Origin of the sequence: Streptomyces sp. NPDC088147 (genome assembly GCF_044741565.1) — a bacterium.
In the GTDB taxonomy this organism is placed as follows: Bacteria; Actinomycetota; Actinomycetes; order Streptomycetales; family Streptomycetaceae; genus Streptomyces.
The window spans coordinates 92,745-110,435 of sequence record NZ_JBIUSY010000007.1; the positions used below are offsets into that span (position 1 = coordinate 92,745).

Sequence of the window (17,691 nt, forward strand, 5' to 3'; positions counted from 1 at the left end):
GCGCACAGGAACGGCCTACCCGGCGGTCTGGCTGACGCGCTCCACCCAGTAGATCCGCTGCTGTCCGCGGCCGTCGAGGCTCTCCACTATCTTCTGCGCCTCGTCCTGGGTGGCATATCTGCCGACGCGATAGCGGTTGCCGTTGTCGTCCTCCCGTATGACAAGCCACGGGAGCATGGCTCCGCCGTCGTTCATCGCGCTCCTCCCCGCACCGACCTGCATCTCTCCGAGCATCCCCGGGAAACCGCATTCCGCATATGCCGGAGCCTACGCCTGACCTTCACGGAGCGGATACAGGTTTGTACAAAGAGATACGCATCCGGCCAAGAAAACGCCGAAAAACGGAGGCGGCAGCCGACCGCGCGCGCCCCCTGCCGCCCCCGCACGCCCGATCGGGCCCCGAATCATGCCCGTACGGCCGGACGCGGGCAAGTCCGGCCGGCCCGTACGCGCCGTCAACTCCCCGCGCGCGCCGGGCCGTCGGTCGGTCCGGCCGGACGGCCGGACCCGCCGGTCACTTCACGGAGAGGTGGTACGCGATCCGGTACCGGTCCGCGGGGACGACGACCTCAGCGGTCTCCACGGCCCTCCCCGACGCGTAGTACGTCCGCTCCAGGACCATCACGACATGGCCGGGCACGCCGCCGAGCGCCATGAGCTCCTCCGCCAGCCCGGGGCGTGCGCCGACCTCCTCCAGCACGTTGTCCACGACGATGTCGATGGCCGCCATCCGCTCGACCACCCCGCACCCGCCGAGCGGCCCCTCCTCGGGCAGCATCACCGGCGTACGCCCCGTGACCGCGAGGGGCTCCCAGGAGGTGGAGAGCATCATCGGCTCGCCCGCCTCGCGGAAGACGTAGCGCGTACGCATCACGCGGTCGCCCGGCTCGATCCCCAGCCGGGCCGCGATCTCCGGCCCGGCCTCGTCCTGCTCGCTCCGGGACTCCCAGGTGCCCCGCGCGCCCGTCGCCGCCTGCTCCTGACGGAACGGACTGGAGCCGGCCGGCGGCCGGTACCCGGACCGGGCGATCCGGCGGGGGACGGGGCGCTCACGGACGTACGTACCGGATCCGGAGCGGCCCTCGACCAGCCCCTCGGCCATCAGCACCTTGCGCGCCTCCAGCGCGACCGTGTCGGAGACGCCGTACTCCTCGCGGATACGGGCCTGCGAGGGCAGTCGGGTATGCGGCGGCAGAGCGCCATTGGTGATCTTCTCCCGAAGATCGCTCGCGACGCGGAGATAGGCGGGCTGCTCACCGAAGGCCACGGGCCACTCCCATCAGGTTGACAGACAGCAACAGCGTGGCAACCGTCGGTTGATCACCGCAAGCATGGGCCAGAGTTTCACCCGAAGTGATTACTCGCGTTTAAGCAGGTCTTTACCGCAGGTGCGCCCCATCGCGCCCTGCTGTCACGCCGGGCGCACCACCGCGCGACCGGCCCGTGCCGGCCCCCTGCGGGCCGTGAAACTGGGATGCTGACGATCATGACCACGATGTACGTCTGCCCGGCGGACGGCACCCGCTCACCCGTCGCGTCGCTCGCCTGGTGCTGCCCCGTCTGCCGTGGTCCCTGGGATCTGGACTTCGAGGCGTCGGCCGTACCCCTGAAGTCCCTTTCCTCCCGGGTCGATTCGCTCTGGCGGTACGAGGAGGCACTGCCGCTCGCGGCGCCCGTCACGACGCTCGGCGAGGGCCGTACCCCGCTCGTAGCGCTGACCCCGTCCGTCGCCGCCAAGCTCGACTTCCTGATGCCGACGCTCTCCTTCAAGGACCGCGGCGCCGTGATGCTCGCCGAGCTGGCACGACGGCTCGGTCCCGAGCGGGTGACAGCCGACAGCAGCGGCAACGCGGGCACGGCGATCGCCGCGTACTGCGCGCGGGCCGGGCTGCCCTGCACGGTGTACGTGCCCGAGGCCACCTCGCCCAAGAAGACGGAACAGATCCGGGCCCACGGCGCGCGTCTCGAACGCGTCCCCGGCGACCGTGAGGCCACCGCGCGGGCCGCCCGCGCCGCCGCCGACGAGCCGGGCACGTTCTACGCGAGCCATGTCCACAACCCGTACTTCCTGCACGGCACCAAGACCTATGTCTACGAGCTGTGGGAGGACCTCGGCGGACGCCTCCCGGAGACGCTCGTCGTCCCCGTCGGCAACGGCACCCTGCTCCTGGGCGCGGCGCTCGCGATCGCCGAACTGTCCGCGCACGGGCTCATCGGCGCACGTCCCGCGCTGATCGCCGTCCAGGCCGAGGCGGTCTCGCCGCTGGCGACCGCCTTCCGCGCGGGCGCCGAGGAACTGCTCGCACCGGCCGGGAGCGCCCCGACCCTGGCCGAGGGCATCGCCATCCCGAACCCGCCGCGCGCCCGGCAGATCCTGCGGGCGGTCCGGGCCTCCGGCGGCACCTTCCGCACCGTGACCGAGGATCAACTGCGCGCCGCCCAGCTCGATCTGGCCTCGCGGGGGCTGTTCGTGGAGTCCACGGCGGTCGCCTGCTGGGCGGCGGTACGCGACGGGACCGACGATGCTGACGGGACCCACGGTGCCGACGGGACGGACGGGACCGACGCGACGGACCGGGCCGGCCGGGCCGACGGGGCCGGTCACACGGGCCTCCGCGCCGTCGTACCGCTGTGCGGCGCGGGCGCGAAGACCGGGCTCGCGCCGGCGGCCGGGACGGGCGGGACGAACGGTACGGCCGGGGCGGGCGGTCCGTCCGCCCCGTAGGTGCCGTGCGGGGCGCAGAGGGCCGTTCAGCCGTTCACCACGCGCGCCCTGCGCACCCCCACCGCGCCGACGTTCCTACGGTCGTACCGTGAGCCTCTCGCGTACCGACGTCCTCGCGCGCCTCCTCACGCCCCTTCTCGCGGGCGCGCTCGTGGCCGCCGTCCCCCCGGTCTCGTACGCCGACGGCACGGCGGGCGCCCCGCGCTGCGGGGAGGAGGCCGACCGCGGCTGGTCCCCCGCCGCCACCCGGACCGACTCCGCCGACAGCCACCACGCGTACACCGGCAACGGCTATCTCGGGACGCGCGTACCGCCCACCGGCGCCGGTTACGCCGAGACCGGCACCCCGACCGGCTGGCCGCTCTACACCCCGCGCTACGACGGCGCGTTCGTCGCCGGGCTGTACGCCCACGAACCGTCCGTCACCGCGGACCGGCAGGTGATCGCCGCCCTTCCCACCTGGACGACCCTGAACGTACGGGCGGGCGACGAGACGTTCGGGACCGGCAGCCGGATCTCGCGCTACCGCCAGAGCGTGTTGCTGCGCTGCGGGGTGATCCGCACCAGCCTGCGCTGGACGACGGCCGACGGCCGTGCCACCGATCTGACCTACGAGATCCTCACCGACCGCTCCGACCCGCACACCGGCGCCGTACGGCTGCGCCTGACCCCGCGCTGGACCGGCGCGGTCGGCGTCGACGGGGGTCTCGACTGGCGCGGCGCGCGACGCCTCACCCGTACCGGCTCGGAGGACGGGGCGCGGGACGGGACGGGCGGGAGCGTCGACACGTTCCGGGCGAACGGTACGGGGACGGCGGGCGCCGTCGCCTGGGCGCTGCGGCCCACCGTCCGGGGGCCGGTCGCCGTCCGCGCGGACCGTACGTACGACTTCGTCAAGTACGTCGGCGTCGACACGGCCCTCACCGCGCAGGACCCGCGCGCCGCCGCCGTGGACGCGTCCCGGCGGGTGGCCCGGCGCGGCTGGCCCGCGCTGTTCGCCGCCAACGAGGCCGCCTGGTCGCCCCTGTGGGCCGCCGATGTCGACGTACCGGGGCGGCCGGACCTCCAGGCGTGGCTGCGCGCGGCGCAGTACGGACTGCTGACCGGCACCCGCGAGGGAGCCGCGGACAGCCTCGCGCCGACCGGACTGAGCAGCGACAACTACGCGGGCCTGGTTTTCTGGGACGCCGAGACCTGGATGTATCCGGGCCTCCTGGTCACCCGCCCCGAACTGGCCCGCTCCGTCGTCGAGTACCGCTACCGCACCCGCGCCGCGGCGGCCGAGAACGCCGGGAAGCTCGGCTTCAAGGGGCTGTTCTACCCCTGGACCAGCGGCGGGCGGGGCGAGATCTGGAGCGAATGCCACAGCTGGAACCCGCCCCACTGCGTCACGCAGAACCATCTCCAGAGCGATATCGCGCTCGCCGTCCGGCAGTACTACGAGGCGACCGGCGACCGGGCCTGGCTGCGCGAGCGCGGCTGGCCGCTGCTGAAGGGGATCGCGGAGTTCTGGGCCTCGCGGGTCACGGCCAACGACGACGGCAGTTACTCGGTCAAGGAGGTGGCGGGCCCCGACGAGTACAGCAACGGCGTCACGGACGGCGTCTTCACGAACGCGGGCGCGGTCACCGTACTGCGCGACGCCACCCGCGCCGCCGCGCTCGTCGGTGAGCGGGCCCCCGCGTCATGGACGGACATCGCCGGCCGGATCAGGATCCCGTACGACGCGCGGCGCGGTGTCTATCTCCAGTACGCGGGGTACGACGGCTCGCGGATCAAACAGGCGGACACGGTCCTGCTGACCTATCCGCTGGAATGGCCCATGCCCGCCGGGGCCGCTGCCGCCACCCTCGACTACTACGCGGAGCGCACCGACCCGGACGGGCCCGCGATGACGGACTCGGTCCACGCGATCGACGCCGCCGCCATCGGGGAGCCGGGCTGCGCGGCGTACACCTACCTCCAGCGGTCGGTCCGGCCATTCGTCCGGGGACCGTTCGCCCTCTTCTCGGAGGCGCGCGGCGACAAATCGGGGGCGGACGATCCGCACTCCGGCTCGCCCGCGCAGGACTTCCTCACCGGAAAGGGTGGTTTCCTCCAGGTGTTCACGCACGGGCTGACGGGGCTGCGGCTGCGCGCCGACGGTGTACGGCTGGACCCCACGCTGCCGCCGCAGCTGGCGAACGGGGTGCGCCTGCGCGGGCTGCGCTGGCAGGGGCGTACGTACGACATCGCGATCGGCCCCCGCGAGACGACGGTCCGGCTGACCTCCGGCGCCCCGTTCACCGTGCACACCCCGGCCGGCGACCGGCGGCTGCGCTCGGTCCTCACGCTGCCCACCCGGCGCCCTGATCTCTCCCCCACGGGGAACGCGGCCCGCTGCCGCCCGGCGACGGCCACCTCGGAGGAGCGCGGCCTGTACGCGGCGGCCGCCGTCGACGGCAGCCGGGCCACCGCGTGGGTGCCCACGGACGCGACGGCCGCGCTCTCGGTCGATCTGGGCCGTACCGTCCCGGTCGCGTCGGTCACCCCGAGCTGGACGGACCCGCGCCCGGCGTCGTACACGGTGGAGACCTCGGCGGACGGGACGAGCTGGCAGCCGCTGCGGCCGGGGGCGCGGGCGCGGCATGTCCGGGTGACCGTGCACGGGCCGGAGGGCGAACGACGACCGGGGATCGGCGAACTCACGGTCCGTACGGGTGACGGAGGGCGCTGACGGTGACATCGCTCAGGGATGTCGCTCAGGCCGGCCCACGCGGAAGTCGCGCTCCCGGTCATGTCGCCGCCACAGCTTGCGTGCTGGACATGCGGACGTTGTACTGAAGGCGATAAATCACACTTCTCCGGGTACCGGTCATTGCCGCGGCGCGAGAAAGAAGAGTGACCATGCGGTATCCACCTCCACGTCCCACGATCGGACAGCGTTCTCCGCGTGCGGCAGGGCGCACGGCGGACGCGGGCACCGCCCGCACCAACGCCGGGCTGCTCGCCCTCCGCGTCGTCGTGGGAGGGCTGATGACCGCCCACGGACTCCAGAAGACGACGCACTGGCTCGGCGGAGAAGGTCTGGCGGGCGGTGCCGAGGAGTTCCGGCACGACGGCTTCCGCGGCGGGCGGCTCACCGCGGTGGCGGCGGGACTCGGCCAGACCGGCGGGGGCGTGCTGCTCGGGGCCGGGCTGCTGACACCGCTCGGGGTGGCGGCCGTCGCCGGCGTCATGACCGTCGCGGTCACGGTGAAGGTCCCGCACGGGCCGTGGGTCCAGAACGACGGATACGAGTACCCGCTGGTCCTGATCCTGACCGCGGCCGTCACCGGGCTCGCGGGGCCGGGCGACTGGTCGCTCGACCGGCTGGCGGGCGTCAAGTGGCCCGCGTACGCGGGCATCGTCGGGTGTGCGGCAGGAGTGCTGGGGGGCCTGGCCACGCGGCGTGCGCTGTGGCGGGCGAGCCCGCGGTACGGGGAGCCGGAAGCGACGAGCGGCCCCTGAAAGCACCCTCTGATGACAGGCGCTTCGGCCCTGGGGCAGCCCCTGGTCAGCCCGTCAGCCCTGGGGCAGCTCCTGGTCAGCCCTGGGTCCGCGCCAGCAGCTCCCCGAGGTGGTCGCCCCAGATCTCGGCGACGTGGAGCGTCTGGTGCCCGCGCGATTTCGGGCCGGCCGGAAGCGTCATGCCCCGTCCGTTCGGAACCTTCGCGACGGCTCTCTCAAGACCTCCGAGTTCGACGGGGTTGAGCCCGTCGTCCTCGAAGTTGAGAGCCAGCAGCGGCGCCCGTATGGCCGCGAGGTCCGGCGCCGGATCGTAGTCACGGGACGCGTCGAACTCCCAGATGACGTCGTTGGCGTCTTCACCGTCCAGCGCCTGCGTCTCGGTGCGGTCGATCTGCGTGTCGGCGGCGTCGATGGAGGGCAGATCGGAGGCCATGCGCCCCGCGCTTCCGGCCATGAGCTGGAACAGCGCCATCGCGTGGCCGAGTCCGGCCGGCTGCTTGTTGTAGCGGCCCTCGGCGTATCCGGGATCGGACTCGATCAGATGGATGAGCATCCGTCGCCAGAGCAGGTTCCGCCCGGTGATGCGTTCGGGAAGGCTGGCGATCGTCATCAGGGCCCGCGGAACGTCGGGATACCGCTCACCCCACATCCATGTCTGCATCCCGCCCATCGAGGTGCCGAGCAGCAGCCGCAACCGCTCGATGCCCAACCCCTCGACCAGCAACCGGTGTTGCCCCGTGACGATGTCGCCGTAGCCGTAGCGCGGGAAGTCAGGTCCCAGCCCGTCGCGGGGGCGGCTCGATCCCCCGTGCCCCATGGCGTCCGGCATGATCACGAAGAATCTGCCCACATCGAGGGGCCGGCCGCTCCGGAACAGGAAGTCGGCGATCGACGGCTCCAGGAACTGCTGTCCGGAGCCGGTTGTGCCGTGCAGAAGCATCACGGCGTTGCCCGCGTCCGCGTCCAGGGTCCCGAGTGTGTGGTACGCCAGCGTCACATCGAGCCGGCGTCCGTCATCGAAGCGGAAGTCGCCGACCGTGTGCCGGCCCGGCTCGGCTTCGCTTTTCCAGTCGGTCATGGCTTGGCCTCTCTAGAAGAACGAGAGGGTCTCGATGCCGACGCCTGCTTGCACGGTACGCAGGACCTCACCGCGTTCGAGATTGCACACGGCCAGCGAGCCCTCGTTGTGATTGGCGATGAGCACCGTTTCCCCGTCCTCGTGGAAGGCCATGTTCATGGGGCCCTGGCCGAGGTGCAGCAGCGACTGCGACTTGAGGTCCTCGGAGAAGACCGTGGCCAGTGGCTCCTCGAAGTTCGTGACCACGAGATACCGGCCGTCGGGGCTGTAGCGAGCGATCTGGGCCGCTTTCTCGTGCCCGTCGAGTGTGACCGTCGCGCGGGTCTCGTCCGACGCTGTGTCGACGATGAAGAGCTGCGGCTGCTCCGCGTCGACCAGGACGAGCGTCTCCCCGTCGGGAGACATGCCGATTCCCGCGGAACCGTTCGGCGTGGGAATTTTCTTGATCACGCTCTTCGTGGCGAGATCGACGACCGACGCGAAGGGGTCTTCCTCGTTCTCGGTGTAGAGCTTGCTGTTGTCCGGCAGCACCTCGACGCGGTGCGCCTTGTTGGAACCCACCTCGATCACGGTCTCGATCTCACCGTTCTCGGGGTCCATTTCGAGCACCACACCGCTGTTCTCGCACACGCAGTACAACGTTCCGTCCGCGCCCCAGCGCAGACCGTGCGGGGCCAGATGCGGAAACGTACTGAGATCCCCGACGTGCTTCCGTTCCCGCAAGTCGAACTTCGCGACCAAATGGCCCGGATGCGGGTTGTCCCCGTGGATACCGGCGCCGTATATGGGGGCATAGGCGAAGCGGTGATCGGGCGAGATCAGCAGCTCGTGCACCCTCGGCGCGAAGCCTTCGAGGGTCAACTCGACCTCATAGGTGTCCGGATCGAGGAAGAGAACATGATTCCCGACCTTGTCGATTGCCACGAGCCCCTTGCTGCCTGTCGGAAAATTCGCGTCTGGCATGACGCCTCCTGTTCCCACGCATTGCCGAGGCGCCCTCGTCGGACGCCCCTCAGCCAGTGCCGACTTCGATACCGAACTGCCTCCCGACCGCCGTCAGCCGGTCCAGATCTCCTCCCGGATCGCTGTCCGGCCCGGGAGCCGGACGACACGCACCGCGGTAGTAGTCCTCGATTCCACCGGGCACCGTCAGATCGAACAGCCTTACCGTCCGGTCGGTGCGGTTGCGCACCGAATGATGAACGCCCCAGGGCACGAGCACCACCGCTCCGGCGGAGGCCTCGTATTCCTCTCCGTCGACCAGCGCGGTGGCGGTTCCCTCCAGGACGTAGAAGGCTTCCTCATAGCGGGCATGGCGGTGGGCGGGCATGCTGCCGCCCGGCTCAAGCGTGATCTCGGTGACCGTATAGGCGCCCGCGGTCGCGAGCCCCGCCGCTTTGATGGTGTACGTCGCTCCCGCGGCGTACCGGCGGTCGCCTTCGCCCGGGAGCACCAGCGTGGGGCCGCGCCCCTCACCGATCGGAAGGGGCCTCGCCGACCCATCGGCGCCGTTCTCCAAGTACGTGACGCCATAACGCGGGGTCCGGGCGTTGATCTCCTGGACCGGCATCGTCCCGCGTTTCCCCGGAGGCCCGTCGCCCGGTTCGCCCAGTTCCAGAAAGAAGCCCTCATTACCGCCGGGGGTGGTGAAGGTGAGGAGTTGCGCGCTGTCCTCTCCGACATTGCGCCATTCATGAGCGATACCACGGGGCGCCGCGAAGAACGTACCGTCCTCGACGGTGGTGTGTATTCCCCCCGCCTTCAGCTCAAGTTTCCCGCGGAGCAGGAAAAAGCCCTCCTCCTCGCGCGAATGAACGTGCCGGGGCGGGCCGGTTCCGGGCGGTGGGCAGTCGAGCCAGAAAGCGTATTCACTTCCGGTGTCCTCACTGACAGCGGAGAAGGTGATCAGATCATCGCCCATCCACCAAATGGAAACGCCTTCGCCCGGCTCCACCAGCTTCCCGCGCCTGAGCAGAGGGGCGTCCTGCCGGATAGGCCTGTTCAGGTCCTGTGGTGTCCTGGCCTTGGCCATCGCTCACCCGTCCCATCCGAGGTCTGAGCGCGCGCCCTCCACTTACATACGGCGGGCGATTCCGTGACCTGTTCGATGGGCCAGACCTCGGACCTCGTCGTCGCACACCACATCAATTCTCGCCCGGTACGAGCCACTGTCAAAACGTAGGGACCGGGCTCCGCCCCCTGCCTCGGATTCGACGGGAGTCACATCGGCCAGTGTTCGGCTACGCAGGCGCAGCGGAACTGCCCCTGCGCCTGCCGACCAGTGCGGCGAAGCCGTCGAGATGGCGTTCCAGCCCGTATTCGAACAGGACGTCCAGGTCGGGTGCCGTGTCGTCCGAGATGGTTGCCAGGAGGGGAAATCTTCCGCTGGTGAGGAGTTCACGGCGGTGCGATCGCTGCGTTTCGGACCAGCGATTCAATGTCATGCCGCTGTTCCTCTCCGCCTGGGCCTCGTCGGCCCTGGACAGTCCGATGGTCACGACGAGCGCGTGCAGGGTGAGCGCTTCTTGAAGCCGGATGTCCATGGGGAGATCGAGTCCGTCGAGGGCCCGCAGCGTCCATTCGGTATGGGCCAGCATGTGGGGGACCAGGACGGGGCGGGTGAACGAGACGACATGAGGCAGCCACAGATGCCGTCGGCACAGCCGCCATTGCTCACGGGCGACGAGTTCGAGTTTGGCGCGCCACCCCGGCGGACCGTCTTCGGGCAGACGGAGATCACCGAACACGAGGTCGGCCATCTGCGTCAGCAGCTCGTCCTTGCCTGTGACATGGCGATACAGGGACATCGGCCCGAGGTCGAGCTCCGCCGCGAGCCGGCGCATGGTCAGCGCCGGAAGCCCGTCGGCATCGGCGAGTTCGATGGCGGTCCTGAGAACGCGCAGCCGCAGCAACTCCTGATCGGGCGTCTCGGCTCCCCGTACGGTCGGAGCGGCGCCGTGAGCCGAGGGGGCCCGTTGACGGCCGGCCTGTGGGCTGACCACCGTGCCGGAACCGACGTTCGTCTCGACGAGCCCCTCGTCGCGCAGGGCGGCTGTCACCTTGGTCGCGGTCGCGATCGCGACGCCCCAGCGCCGCGCGATGGCCCGGATGGACGGCACTCGGTCACCGGGACGGAGATCACCGCTGACGATCCGTGAGCGAATCTCCGCGGCGATCACGCGGTAGGGCGGTTCGTTGTACTGCGCTGACGGCACGTGATCCTCCGCTGACGTGGGCCGCATCCAGGATGTCAGAGCATGGTGAACTAGTTCGCTTGCTTCGACGCACTAGTTCACCAGATACATTCTGCCCCTTCTTTCTCACCAAGCAGGGCCAATACGTTGTACGCACAGCACCACGCGGAACGGCGTAGGGAAAGACGGAGGAGAAGGACGTATGGAGAATCGGGACATCCTCGTGTCAGGGGGTGGCATCGCCGGGACGGCCCTGGCGTACTGGCTGACCCAGTACGGGTTCCGGCCGACCGTGGTGGAACGTGCCCCGGCCCCTCGCACGGGTGGCCACGCTGTCGACATCCGCGGCACCGCGCGACAGGTGATCGAACGCATGGGTCTCGTCGCGCAGGTCCGGAACGCCCGGATCGGCGCCCGCGGCATGGCCTTCGTCAATGAGCAGGGCAAACCGATGGCGAGGCTGGGCACCGACGTGTTCGGGCCGTCCGGCGGACCGGTTGCCGAGTGGGCGCTTCTCCGTACCGACTTGGCCCGGATCCTCCACGACCCGATCCGCGATGACGTCGAGTATGTCTTCGGCAATGCGATCACCGCCGTGCGGCAGGACGAGGACGGCGTCACTGTCGCGTTCGAGAAGGGCCGGCCCAGACGGTTCGACCTGCTCGTGGGAGCGGATGGCGTGCATTCCGCCGTGCGCCGGCTGACGTTCGGCCCCGAGGACCGCTACATACGTGACCTCGACTCCTTCATCGCGCTCTTCTCCCTCGCGACGGATGTCGACCTGGACGGCTGGCAGTTGATGTACACCATGCCCGGTGGCGCGGGCCGGCCCGGCAGAACAGCGGGTCTGCGCCCGTTGGCCGAACCGGGCAGGGCGCTCGCGGGGTTCTTCTTCCGCGCCCCCGGACTCGAGTTCGACCGGCGTGACGTTGCCGCGCAGAAGCGCATCGTCGCCCGCCATTTCGAGGACGCCGGGTGGGAGGTTCCGGATCTCTTGTCGAAGATCTGGGACGCGCCCGACTTCTACTTCGACCGGGTCGAGCAAGTGCACGTCGACACCTGGTCGATCGACCGGACCGTGCTGGTCGGCGACTCCGCTTTCTGCGCCTCTCCCATGTCCGGCATCGGCACCAGCCTCGCCCTGGTCGGCGCCTACATCCTGGCCGGCGAACTCTTCAAGGCCGGGGGCGATCACCGTGTGGCCCACGCCGCGTACGGATCGGGGATGCGCGAGTTCGTCGACCGCGCCCAGGACTTCGCCCGCACATCCGGCGACGGCGGCCTGATGCCCGACTCGCCCGCCCGGATGTGGCTGCGGAACCAGTCGGTGCGGGCCCTGCCGTACCTGCCCCGACGCATCGTCGGTCGGGGCCTGGAGAAGGTGGCCGACACCGTCGCGCTCGACAGCTACGCCGGCCCGGCACCTCACCGAACAATCGAGCCGTAGGAGACAACACCATGCGCGTCAGCACCTTTCTGTGGCTCGACGGCCAGGCGGAAGCAGTCGCGACCCACTACACGGCGCTGTTCGCCGATTCCGGGATCGGTGACATCCACCGGAACCCGGACGGTCGCGTCACCACAGTCGACTTCACTCTGGGCGGACAGCGATACATAGCCTTCAACGGCGCACCGCGATATCCCTTCACCCGCGCCATCTCCATGCATGCGGAGTGCGACACCCAGCCGGCACTGGACGCCCTCTGGGCGAGCCTCACCGATGGCGGCGAGGAAGGGCCGGGCGGCTCGCTGACCGATCGTTTCGGAGTGACCTGGCAGGTCTTGCCCACGAATCTGCGGGAACTCCTCCGCAATGCCGCCCCGGCGACCGCCGAACGCGTCCTCACCGCCCTGCACACCATGACCAAGATCGACATCCAAGGCTTGATCGACGCCCATGACGCGCGGGAGGTTCGGGAAGCAACGCCATCGGCCGGTTGATCAGGGACGCGCTTCCCAGGACGTGAGTAGAGCATTCTCGCGTCGCTCGCGGTCACGAGTGCTACTGCCGCTTTCCACAGGAGCCCGGCGGAGCCGTGAAGAAGTGTGGACGCGAGCTCGTCAAGTCAGCCGCTACACATTCAAATCGGCACGTCGTTGGCCAGGTCGGTCGGAAAATAAGTGCCGCGGGGCTGCCAAGCGGAAACGACTTAGAGGGCATCAATCGAAGATGATGTTGCCACCTGCCCAATCAGTCGAGCTTCTCGAACGACGGTCTCGGTGCAATGACGGGCGTACGATTTTCGTTGATATTCAGCCAACTGGGCGCTTCCACCGACATCAGCTTTCGGTCAATAGAAATTAGGTTCTGCTGCGCCGCTTCGTTTAGGGCGTCAAGAATGTCGACCACCTTCACCTTCCCGTACTTCTCCAGTTGCGACTGGATTTTCTGTGCCTTAGCGCTCGGCTTGTAGTAATAGGGTGCACGATCGTGCCTGCCAACCGTCAGAATCGCTTCGGCAACCGCCTCATACGCATCGTTGAACAATCCCATGAAGCCATCCGGGTCTGGTAGCGCGACCAGGTGGAGACTCTGCCACCTCCGATATCCCGCCGGAAGATCTATCGCTTGCGGAACAATCGCTACTCGGAGCCCATTGCCGTCTTCGAGTTGATGCCAATTGCTCTTGATAGTCGCGGCGGCAAACCGAGCCTTCTCGACACTACTCAGGAATAGGTCAGTCTTCCACACCTTCTTGATCCGTTCCCGCAGCTGAGACTCGCCGGCGATGCCGCGAGCAGCGATCGGCACCCAGGATCCAAACGCGAATGGCCGACCTGAGCCATCAGGCAGCAACACTGCGTCACCACTCGCATTGTTGACAACAGCATCAGTGAATCCGAGGTGGCGTGCACGCTCGTGCCCAAACATCAAGGACGTCGGCCTATCCAAGTCGGCAAATGATCTGGGACTTACCTTCCTGAGTGCTTCGCTGACCAGATCGACAACGCGTGGTTCACCGCCGACAATCGCCTCGTGAACGGCCCACTCAAATCCATCTCCGCGCGATCCCTTGTCACGGTGGAGGCGAGCGAGCTTGGCGAGCTGCCGAAACGTGACATCCACCCGGTCGCAATTGAGGTCTTCCAGGTCCGCTTGCGACAACTCATCGAAGTGAGCCCTGAGAATCGATCGCGACACTGCGTAAAGAGCACGACCGTACTCATCGACCGGTTCAGCCTGACTCAGAAAGGTGACATTAGCCATTCGGTGCCCCCTAAATTCTTCCCACTAGAAGTTAGACCGGAACCCAGCTCATCGCTGAACCGGAACTCCACACAACCTGTTGACCTGCGAGCATGTAGGCGCGTCCCAGCACGGGATTCTCGGCAAAGTACATGAGGATTCGACGCCGAGAACGCTACCCACCATCTGCGGGTGGCGATGCGCGGATAATCGAAGCCCTGGCCTGAGTGTCAGCCGCAGTCCCCGAACCACGCCGTTGAGCAGGTCCGCAACATCCGGCTGGCGACGAGCAGCCGCCCTGCCTCGTCAGTCGGGGCATGGTTTGGCACGGCATGCTCGCTCCTGGCTCAGTCGGCGGTGCCGGGCTCCACGACCCACTCGGCTTGCAGCCTGCTCACCGAGGCAATCATGTCGAAGTCGCCGTCGTAGTGCAGGACCGTGGCCCGATGCCGCTCGGCTGTTGCCGCGATGAGGACGTCAGCAAGCGACAACGCCCGGTGAAATCCAGCGTTCAGGGCCAGTGCCTGGATCTCGAGCGCCCGTTCGAACTCGTCATCATTGCAAGGCAGGTAGTCGAACCCGCGGAGCAGGGTGCGCATTCGCAGCGCCTCGGGCTTTCCGCGTGCCGAGTACAGAACCTCGTACTCGGTCGGGGCGCACACCGCTAGAAGCCCGTCACGGTCCAGCGCATCCAGCCGGGCCCGCACCGTCGTTTTGCCCCGGCGGGCCAAGGCGGACTTGTCGATGAGGTAGCGCCCCTTCACGCCGCTGAAGCCCCGCCTTCGCGCTTCAACGAGCCGTCCGGATTCCGCGGCCCCGTCTGCGCCCGGATTTCCGCGAATGCGTCCTCGAACTCACCCTCGTCAATGGCATCGAACAGCTCCCGGCGCAGCCGCAGCCTCACCCCCTCCTCCATGGCCGCCCGCACTGCGGCGGCCTTCGTCTTCACCCCGTACACCCGCATCGCCTGCTCGACGATCTCCTCGTCCAGATCGATCACAGTCCTGGCCATCAGTCATCCCTCCACAGCCCAACGACCCAACAATGATATCAATTCTGAGCTAGAAATGACATCGACATGCTTGGATGCCCCGAGAGCACCCAGATCAGGGGCTGGAGCACAGCGCGGGATACCGATCAGCACCCCGGAGTTTCAGCTTCCAGTTTGAGCGCCCCAGTCGGACCCCGAAGGCGTACGGACCGAGTCGCTCCGGACAGAACAGTCCTGTATCCGCCTCGCGAAGCAGCGGGCGTACGTAAAGGTCAGAGCGAAGACGTTGCCCGCCGGCCCCCATCGGCTACCTGACAGGGCAGGAGGCGCCGAAGGGCCACATCCGTTGCTGCGGCAGCCTGGAATCGTGGGGCAACCCATGTCACCGGGTCCTCACTCAGCGGAGTGAGCGATGAGGACCCGGAAGATCGCAGCCTGACCGCCCCAGTACCTGGCGTTCGCCTCAGCCTAACCAGTCCTCTCTCTAGACTGTCGCGCGTAGAGAGCGCAGACAGTGGGGTGGAACGATCTATGCACCAGACCGTGCGGCTGACACTTCTGGGACTTGCTGACACAGACGATGACGAGTTGCTGCACCTTGGAGGCCGGCTGCGACGCTCACTCCAGGAGTTGGACGTACTAGACGTACGGTCCGGGCGTTCAGCAGGTCATATCCCGGAGGGAGCAAAGAGCAGCGAGCTGATCGCCACTGGGTCGGTTGTCGTTACGGCCGCGTCTCTTGCTCTGCGTCAGGTTCTTCTACTCGCCGACACCTGGTTGCAGAACCGACCCGTGCGTGGCATCAAGGTAGAGATGGAAGACCGCGTGATCGAGTTGAGTGATGCCACGACTACCGAGCGGGCTCGTCTGATCGACGAGTTCCTCGCCCACCGCGAGGTTCCGGCCGAGGACCACCCCGAAGAGCGCTCCACCGACCGGTCCTGACGGTATGACCGCCCAGCCGTTCGGTGACGGAAACCGTGGGGCTCTGCTCATCGGTACAGGGACATACGATCACCCGGAACTGCCGGAACTCCGTTCACCCGAGGTGGACTGCACTCGCCTGGGCGCACTGCTGCGTGATCCAAAGATCGGCGCCTTCGAGGTGCAGACACTCATCGATGCCGACCGCGCCACGCTGGAGCGAGCAATCGGCGAGTTCTTCGATGGTGCTTGGGGCAACGACGTACGTCTCCTGTACCTCTCCGGTCACGGGATCGTGAGTCGTGGCGACAAGCTTCACTTCGCTATCCGTCAGACGGATCCTGCCCGACCCGCCTACACAACGATCTCGGCGGCATTCATCCACGAGGTCATGGATGAATGCCGCGCTCGGAGCATCGTCGTGATCCTCGACTGCTGCTACAGCGGCCTCTTCCTTCCAGGGGCCAAGGGCAACGAATCGGCAAGATTCGAGGAGGCGCTTGCCGGGCACGGCCGCGTTGTCATCACTGCAGGTACAAGATCACAGAGAGCCTGGGAAGGGCAGCATCTCGACGCCGAGACCCCCGCGCCATCCCTCTTCACAGGGATGCTGATCGAAGGAATATCCAGCGGCGCTGCCGACCTCAATGGCGACGGTGTTGTCACGCTCCAGGAGCTCTACCGATTTGCCTGCGAGCGTCTCCACCAAGAGGGGGTCATACAAACACCTCGTATGGGTGGCGAGATGCAGTACGACATTGCGCTCGCCAAGGTGCGGAAGCCGCGGTCCTCGAGAACAGACCGTACGGGAAGACGGAATCGTAGTTCTTCGGGGCCCCCGGCACGACGCAAGCCTGAGCCCTGGCAAACCCGCGCAGCCTTCGGCCCTGCTCGACAGCCCATCCTGTCGGACAGCATGCTTGTGGTGCATGAGCCTTACAGGCTGCATGCGATCGACCTTGACTCTCGGCAACGGTCTCCCCTGATCAAGATGTGGTACCCCAGCAGCCCTGCCCTGCATGGGGGCGCCGCTTACTTCCCCGGTAAGGGCGGCCACTTGCAAATGACTGACCTGCGGACCGGAAAGCGCCGAGCATCGCACCCGGTGGCAATCCGCGACGATTTGCTGGGTATTTCAAAGGATGTACTGTACGCAACTACTCAAGACGGTACCCTGCACGCCTTTGCCCCCTCGACACTTGACCTCCTCTGGTCACTTCCCTCAAACGGACTCACTGTCGCCTCCGCACCCCAAGCAGCCGCCGGATACACGCTATTCACAGCTGCAGAATCCCGGATGCCTGGCGACGCAGAAACCGTCATCGCGGATCACATCGTGGCTATCTCTGAGGCAAAGATGGTCTGGTCCTACAAGGCCGAGGCCCCTCTGTCTCACGATTGGGCAGTGACAGATCACGGCATCTACATGACCTTGCAGCCGAAAGAACCGTCCTCAGGTCAGCGAATCGTGGCAGTGAACCCTGAGAACGGACAAATGCTCTGGTCATTCGACACAAAGGCGCACCTCACTGCGGCTCCTGTCGCAACGGACGAAGCATTGCTCTTCGGCGACACAGACAACCGGCTTGTGGCTCTGGACGCTAAGACCGGAAATTTTCGCTGGAATCAAGAAAAGAAGACCGAAGGCCGCCTTCTCACTCGACCATCTATTTCCGGTGACGCTCTCTTCACGGCCGACCGCGCCGCGAAACTTGTTAGATGGAATCTGCTGACAGGTCGAAAGGTCCGAGCACATGACCTCCTCGTGAGTCCAGACCGTCAAGGATCGCTCGCGATCTTCAATGGTGTCGTTTACGCGACTGACGCCCGAGGTGACATACACGCGCTGCCCATGTGAGTTCGCCAAGCGCCGCCTCACAGGTGCCGTACCGAATCACGGTCGAGTCCATCGGCATTTGAGTGGCCATTTGAAGTCAGACGCTACGCCTTCAGCCTCGTCGTAAGTACTCCTCAGCGTGTGCGGGGATGCACATCTCCTCATCCGCTCCGCACAACGGCTCGTTCGTCTCTTCGAGCATGTGCGGCCCCCTTCACTCCTGTTCAGATGAGCAAGAATTCCACGTGCTCAGCGCCGGATGACGA

Annotated in this window: 16 protein-coding genes; 7 read left to right on the forward strand and 9 right to left on the reverse strand. The window is 67.4% G+C overall.

Translation table 11 applies throughout. The annotated features are described in order from the left end of the window. Positions 1-15: 15 nt before the first annotated feature. Positions 16-195 carry an SPOR domain-containing protein gene (locus ACIOGX_RS23975; RefSeq protein ID WP_401760815.1) on the reverse strand — a complete coding sequence of 60 codons (180 nt, stop codon included), beginning with the start codon at positions 193-195 and terminating at the stop codon, positions 16-18. A 319-nt stretch (positions 196-514) separates the two neighbouring features. After that, on the reverse strand, positions 515-1,267 hold the full coding sequence (locus ACIOGX_RS23980; RefSeq protein ID WP_356514561.1) for a GntR family transcriptional regulator: 753 nt from the start codon (positions 1,265-1,267) through the stop codon (positions 515-517). Positions 1,268-1,486: 219 nt separating this feature from the next. Here ACIOGX_RS23980 and ACIOGX_RS23985 point away from each other — a divergent pair, with 219 nt between their 5' ends. From ACIOGX_RS23985 to ACIOGX_RS23995, 3 genes are all read left to right on the forward strand, one after another. Continuing rightward, on the forward strand, positions 1,487-2,725 hold the full coding sequence (locus ACIOGX_RS23985; RefSeq protein WP_401916034.1) for a pyridoxal-phosphate dependent enzyme: 1,239 nt from the start codon (positions 1,487-1,489) through the stop codon (positions 2,723-2,725). Between the two features lie 88 nt (positions 2,726-2,813). Further along, positions 2,814-5,441: a discoidin domain-containing protein gene (locus ACIOGX_RS23990; protein ID WP_401916037.1), complete on the forward strand. Its 2,628-nt coding sequence runs from the start codon at positions 2,814-2,816 to the stop codon at positions 5,439-5,441. A gap of 170 nt (positions 5,442-5,611) precedes the next feature. After that, positions 5,612-6,214 (forward strand): DoxX family protein, encoded by a 603-nt coding sequence (locus tag ACIOGX_RS23995; protein WP_356514555.1) that lies wholly within the window; start codon positions 5,612-5,614, stop codon positions 6,212-6,214. A gap of 76 nt (positions 6,215-6,290) precedes the next feature. Here ACIOGX_RS23995 and ACIOGX_RS24000 read toward each other — a convergent pair whose 3' ends face one another. The 4 genes from ACIOGX_RS24000 to ACIOGX_RS24015 all read right to left on the reverse strand — a co-directional run bounded on the left by ACIOGX_RS24000 (position 6,291) and on the right by ACIOGX_RS24015 (position 10,507). Beyond that, on the reverse strand, positions 6,291-7,292 hold the full coding sequence (locus ACIOGX_RS24000) for an alpha/beta fold hydrolase (protein WP_356514553.1): 1,002 nt from the start codon (positions 7,290-7,292) through the stop codon (positions 6,291-6,293). A 12-nt stretch (positions 7,293-7,304) separates the two neighbouring features. After that, positions 7,305-8,255, reverse strand: coding sequence for a hypothetical protein (locus ACIOGX_RS24005; protein ID WP_383972604.1), 951 nt, complete (start codon positions 8,253-8,255; stop codon positions 7,305-7,307). A 49-nt stretch (positions 8,256-8,304) separates the two neighbouring features. Next, complete coding sequence (locus tag ACIOGX_RS24010; protein WP_401916040.1) at positions 8,305-9,324, reverse strand: cupin domain-containing protein; 1,020 nt, start codon at positions 9,322-9,324, stop codon at positions 8,305-8,307. Positions 9,325-9,532: 208 nt separating this feature from the next. Next, positions 9,533-10,507, reverse strand: coding sequence for a GntR family transcriptional regulator (locus ACIOGX_RS24015; protein WP_401916042.1), 975 nt, complete (start codon positions 10,505-10,507; stop codon positions 9,533-9,535). Between the two features lie 181 nt (positions 10,508-10,688). Here ACIOGX_RS24015 and ACIOGX_RS24020 point away from each other — a divergent pair, with 181 nt between their 5' ends. Together ACIOGX_RS24020 and ACIOGX_RS24025 are read left to right on the forward strand one after the other, a co-directional pair. After that, entirely contained in the window at positions 10,689-11,933 is a 1,245-nt protein-coding gene (locus ACIOGX_RS24020) for an FAD-dependent monooxygenase (protein ID WP_401916044.1), read from the forward strand. 11 nt (positions 11,934-11,944) lie between these two features. Continuing rightward, positions 11,945-12,427: a VOC family protein gene (locus tag ACIOGX_RS24025; protein ID WP_401916047.1), complete on the forward strand. Its 483-nt coding sequence runs from the start codon at positions 11,945-11,947 to the stop codon at positions 12,425-12,427. Between the two features lie 250 nt (positions 12,428-12,677). Here the strand turns inward: ACIOGX_RS24025 and ACIOGX_RS24030 are convergent, their stop codons facing one another. The 3 genes from ACIOGX_RS24030 to ACIOGX_RS24040 form a co-directional block, all read right to left on the reverse strand. Then, positions 12,678-13,694, reverse strand: coding sequence for a hypothetical protein (locus tag ACIOGX_RS24030; RefSeq protein ID WP_356514541.1), 1,017 nt, complete (start codon positions 13,692-13,694; stop codon positions 12,678-12,680). Positions 13,695-14,020: 326 nt separating this feature from the next. Then, the gene (locus tag ACIOGX_RS24035; protein WP_356514539.1) at positions 14,021-14,437 is read right to left on the reverse strand and encodes a PIN domain nuclease; all 417 of its coding nucleotides are present in this window, start codon (positions 14,435-14,437) and stop codon (positions 14,021-14,023) included. Further along, positions 14,434-14,685: a type II toxin-antitoxin system VapB family antitoxin gene (locus tag ACIOGX_RS24040; protein ID WP_073785562.1), complete on the reverse strand. Its 252-nt coding sequence runs from the start codon at positions 14,683-14,685 to the stop codon at positions 14,434-14,436. The genes ACIOGX_RS24035 and ACIOGX_RS24040 overlap by 4 nt, the downstream gene beginning before the upstream one ends. 510 nt (positions 14,686-15,195) lie before the next feature. Here ACIOGX_RS24040 and ACIOGX_RS24045 point away from each other — a divergent pair. Beyond that, positions 15,196-15,609, forward strand: a complete 414-nt coding sequence (locus ACIOGX_RS24045) for a hypothetical protein (RefSeq protein ID WP_401916051.1) — start codon at positions 15,196-15,198, stop codon at positions 15,607-15,609. Positions 15,610-15,613: 4 nt separating this feature from the next. After that, positions 15,614-17,446: a PQQ-binding-like beta-propeller repeat protein gene (locus tag ACIOGX_RS24050; RefSeq protein ID WP_401916053.1), complete on the forward strand. Its 1,833-nt coding sequence runs from the start codon at positions 15,614-15,616 to the stop codon at positions 17,444-17,446. The last annotated feature ends 245 nt before the right edge of the window (positions 17,447-17,691 follow it).

Excerpts from the sequence above, each read along its gene's own strand:
- ACIOGX_RS24045 (WP_401916051.1), top strand. The coding sequence starts at position 15,196 with ATGCACCAGACCGTGCGGCTGACACTTCTGGGACTTGCTGACACAGAC.
- ACIOGX_RS24025 (WP_401916047.1), top strand. The coding sequence starts at position 11,945 with ATGCGCGTCAGCACCTTTCTGTGGCTCGACGGCCAGGCGGAAGCAGTC.
- ACIOGX_RS23975 (WP_401760815.1), bottom strand. The coding sequence starts at position 195 with ATGAACGACGGCGGAGCCATGCTCCCGTGGCTTGTCATACGGGAGGAC.
- ACIOGX_RS23985 (WP_401916034.1), top strand. The coding sequence starts at position 1,487 with ATGACCACGATGTACGTCTGCCCGGCGGACGGCACCCGCTCACCCGTC.
- ACIOGX_RS24000 (WP_356514553.1), bottom strand. The coding sequence starts at position 7,292 with ATGACCGACTGGAAAAGCGAAGCCGAGCCGGGCCGGCACACGGTCGGC.
- ACIOGX_RS24040 (WP_073785562.1), bottom strand. The coding sequence starts at position 14,685 with ATGGCCAGGACTGTGATCGATCTGGACGAGGAGATCGTCGAGCAGGCG.
- ACIOGX_RS24010 (WP_401916040.1), bottom strand. The coding sequence starts at position 9,324 with ATGGCCAAGGCCAGGACACCACAGGACCTGAACAGGCCTATCCGGCAG.
- ACIOGX_RS24020 (WP_401916044.1), top strand. The coding sequence starts at position 10,689 with ATGGAGAATCGGGACATCCTCGTGTCAGGGGGTGGCATCGCCGGGACG.
- ACIOGX_RS24050 (WP_401916053.1), top strand. The coding sequence starts at position 15,614 with ATGACCGCCCAGCCGTTCGGTGACGGAAACCGTGGGGCTCTGCTCATC.
- ACIOGX_RS24005 (WP_383972604.1), bottom strand. The coding sequence starts at position 8,255 with ATGCCAGACGCGAATTTTCCGACAGGCAGCAAGGGGCTCGTGGCAATC.
- ACIOGX_RS24030 (WP_356514541.1), bottom strand. The coding sequence starts at position 13,694 with ATGGCTAATGTCACCTTTCTGAGTCAGGCTGAACCGGTCGATGAGTAC.
- ACIOGX_RS23995 (WP_356514555.1), top strand. The coding sequence starts at position 5,612 with ATGCGGTATCCACCTCCACGTCCCACGATCGGACAGCGTTCTCCGCGT.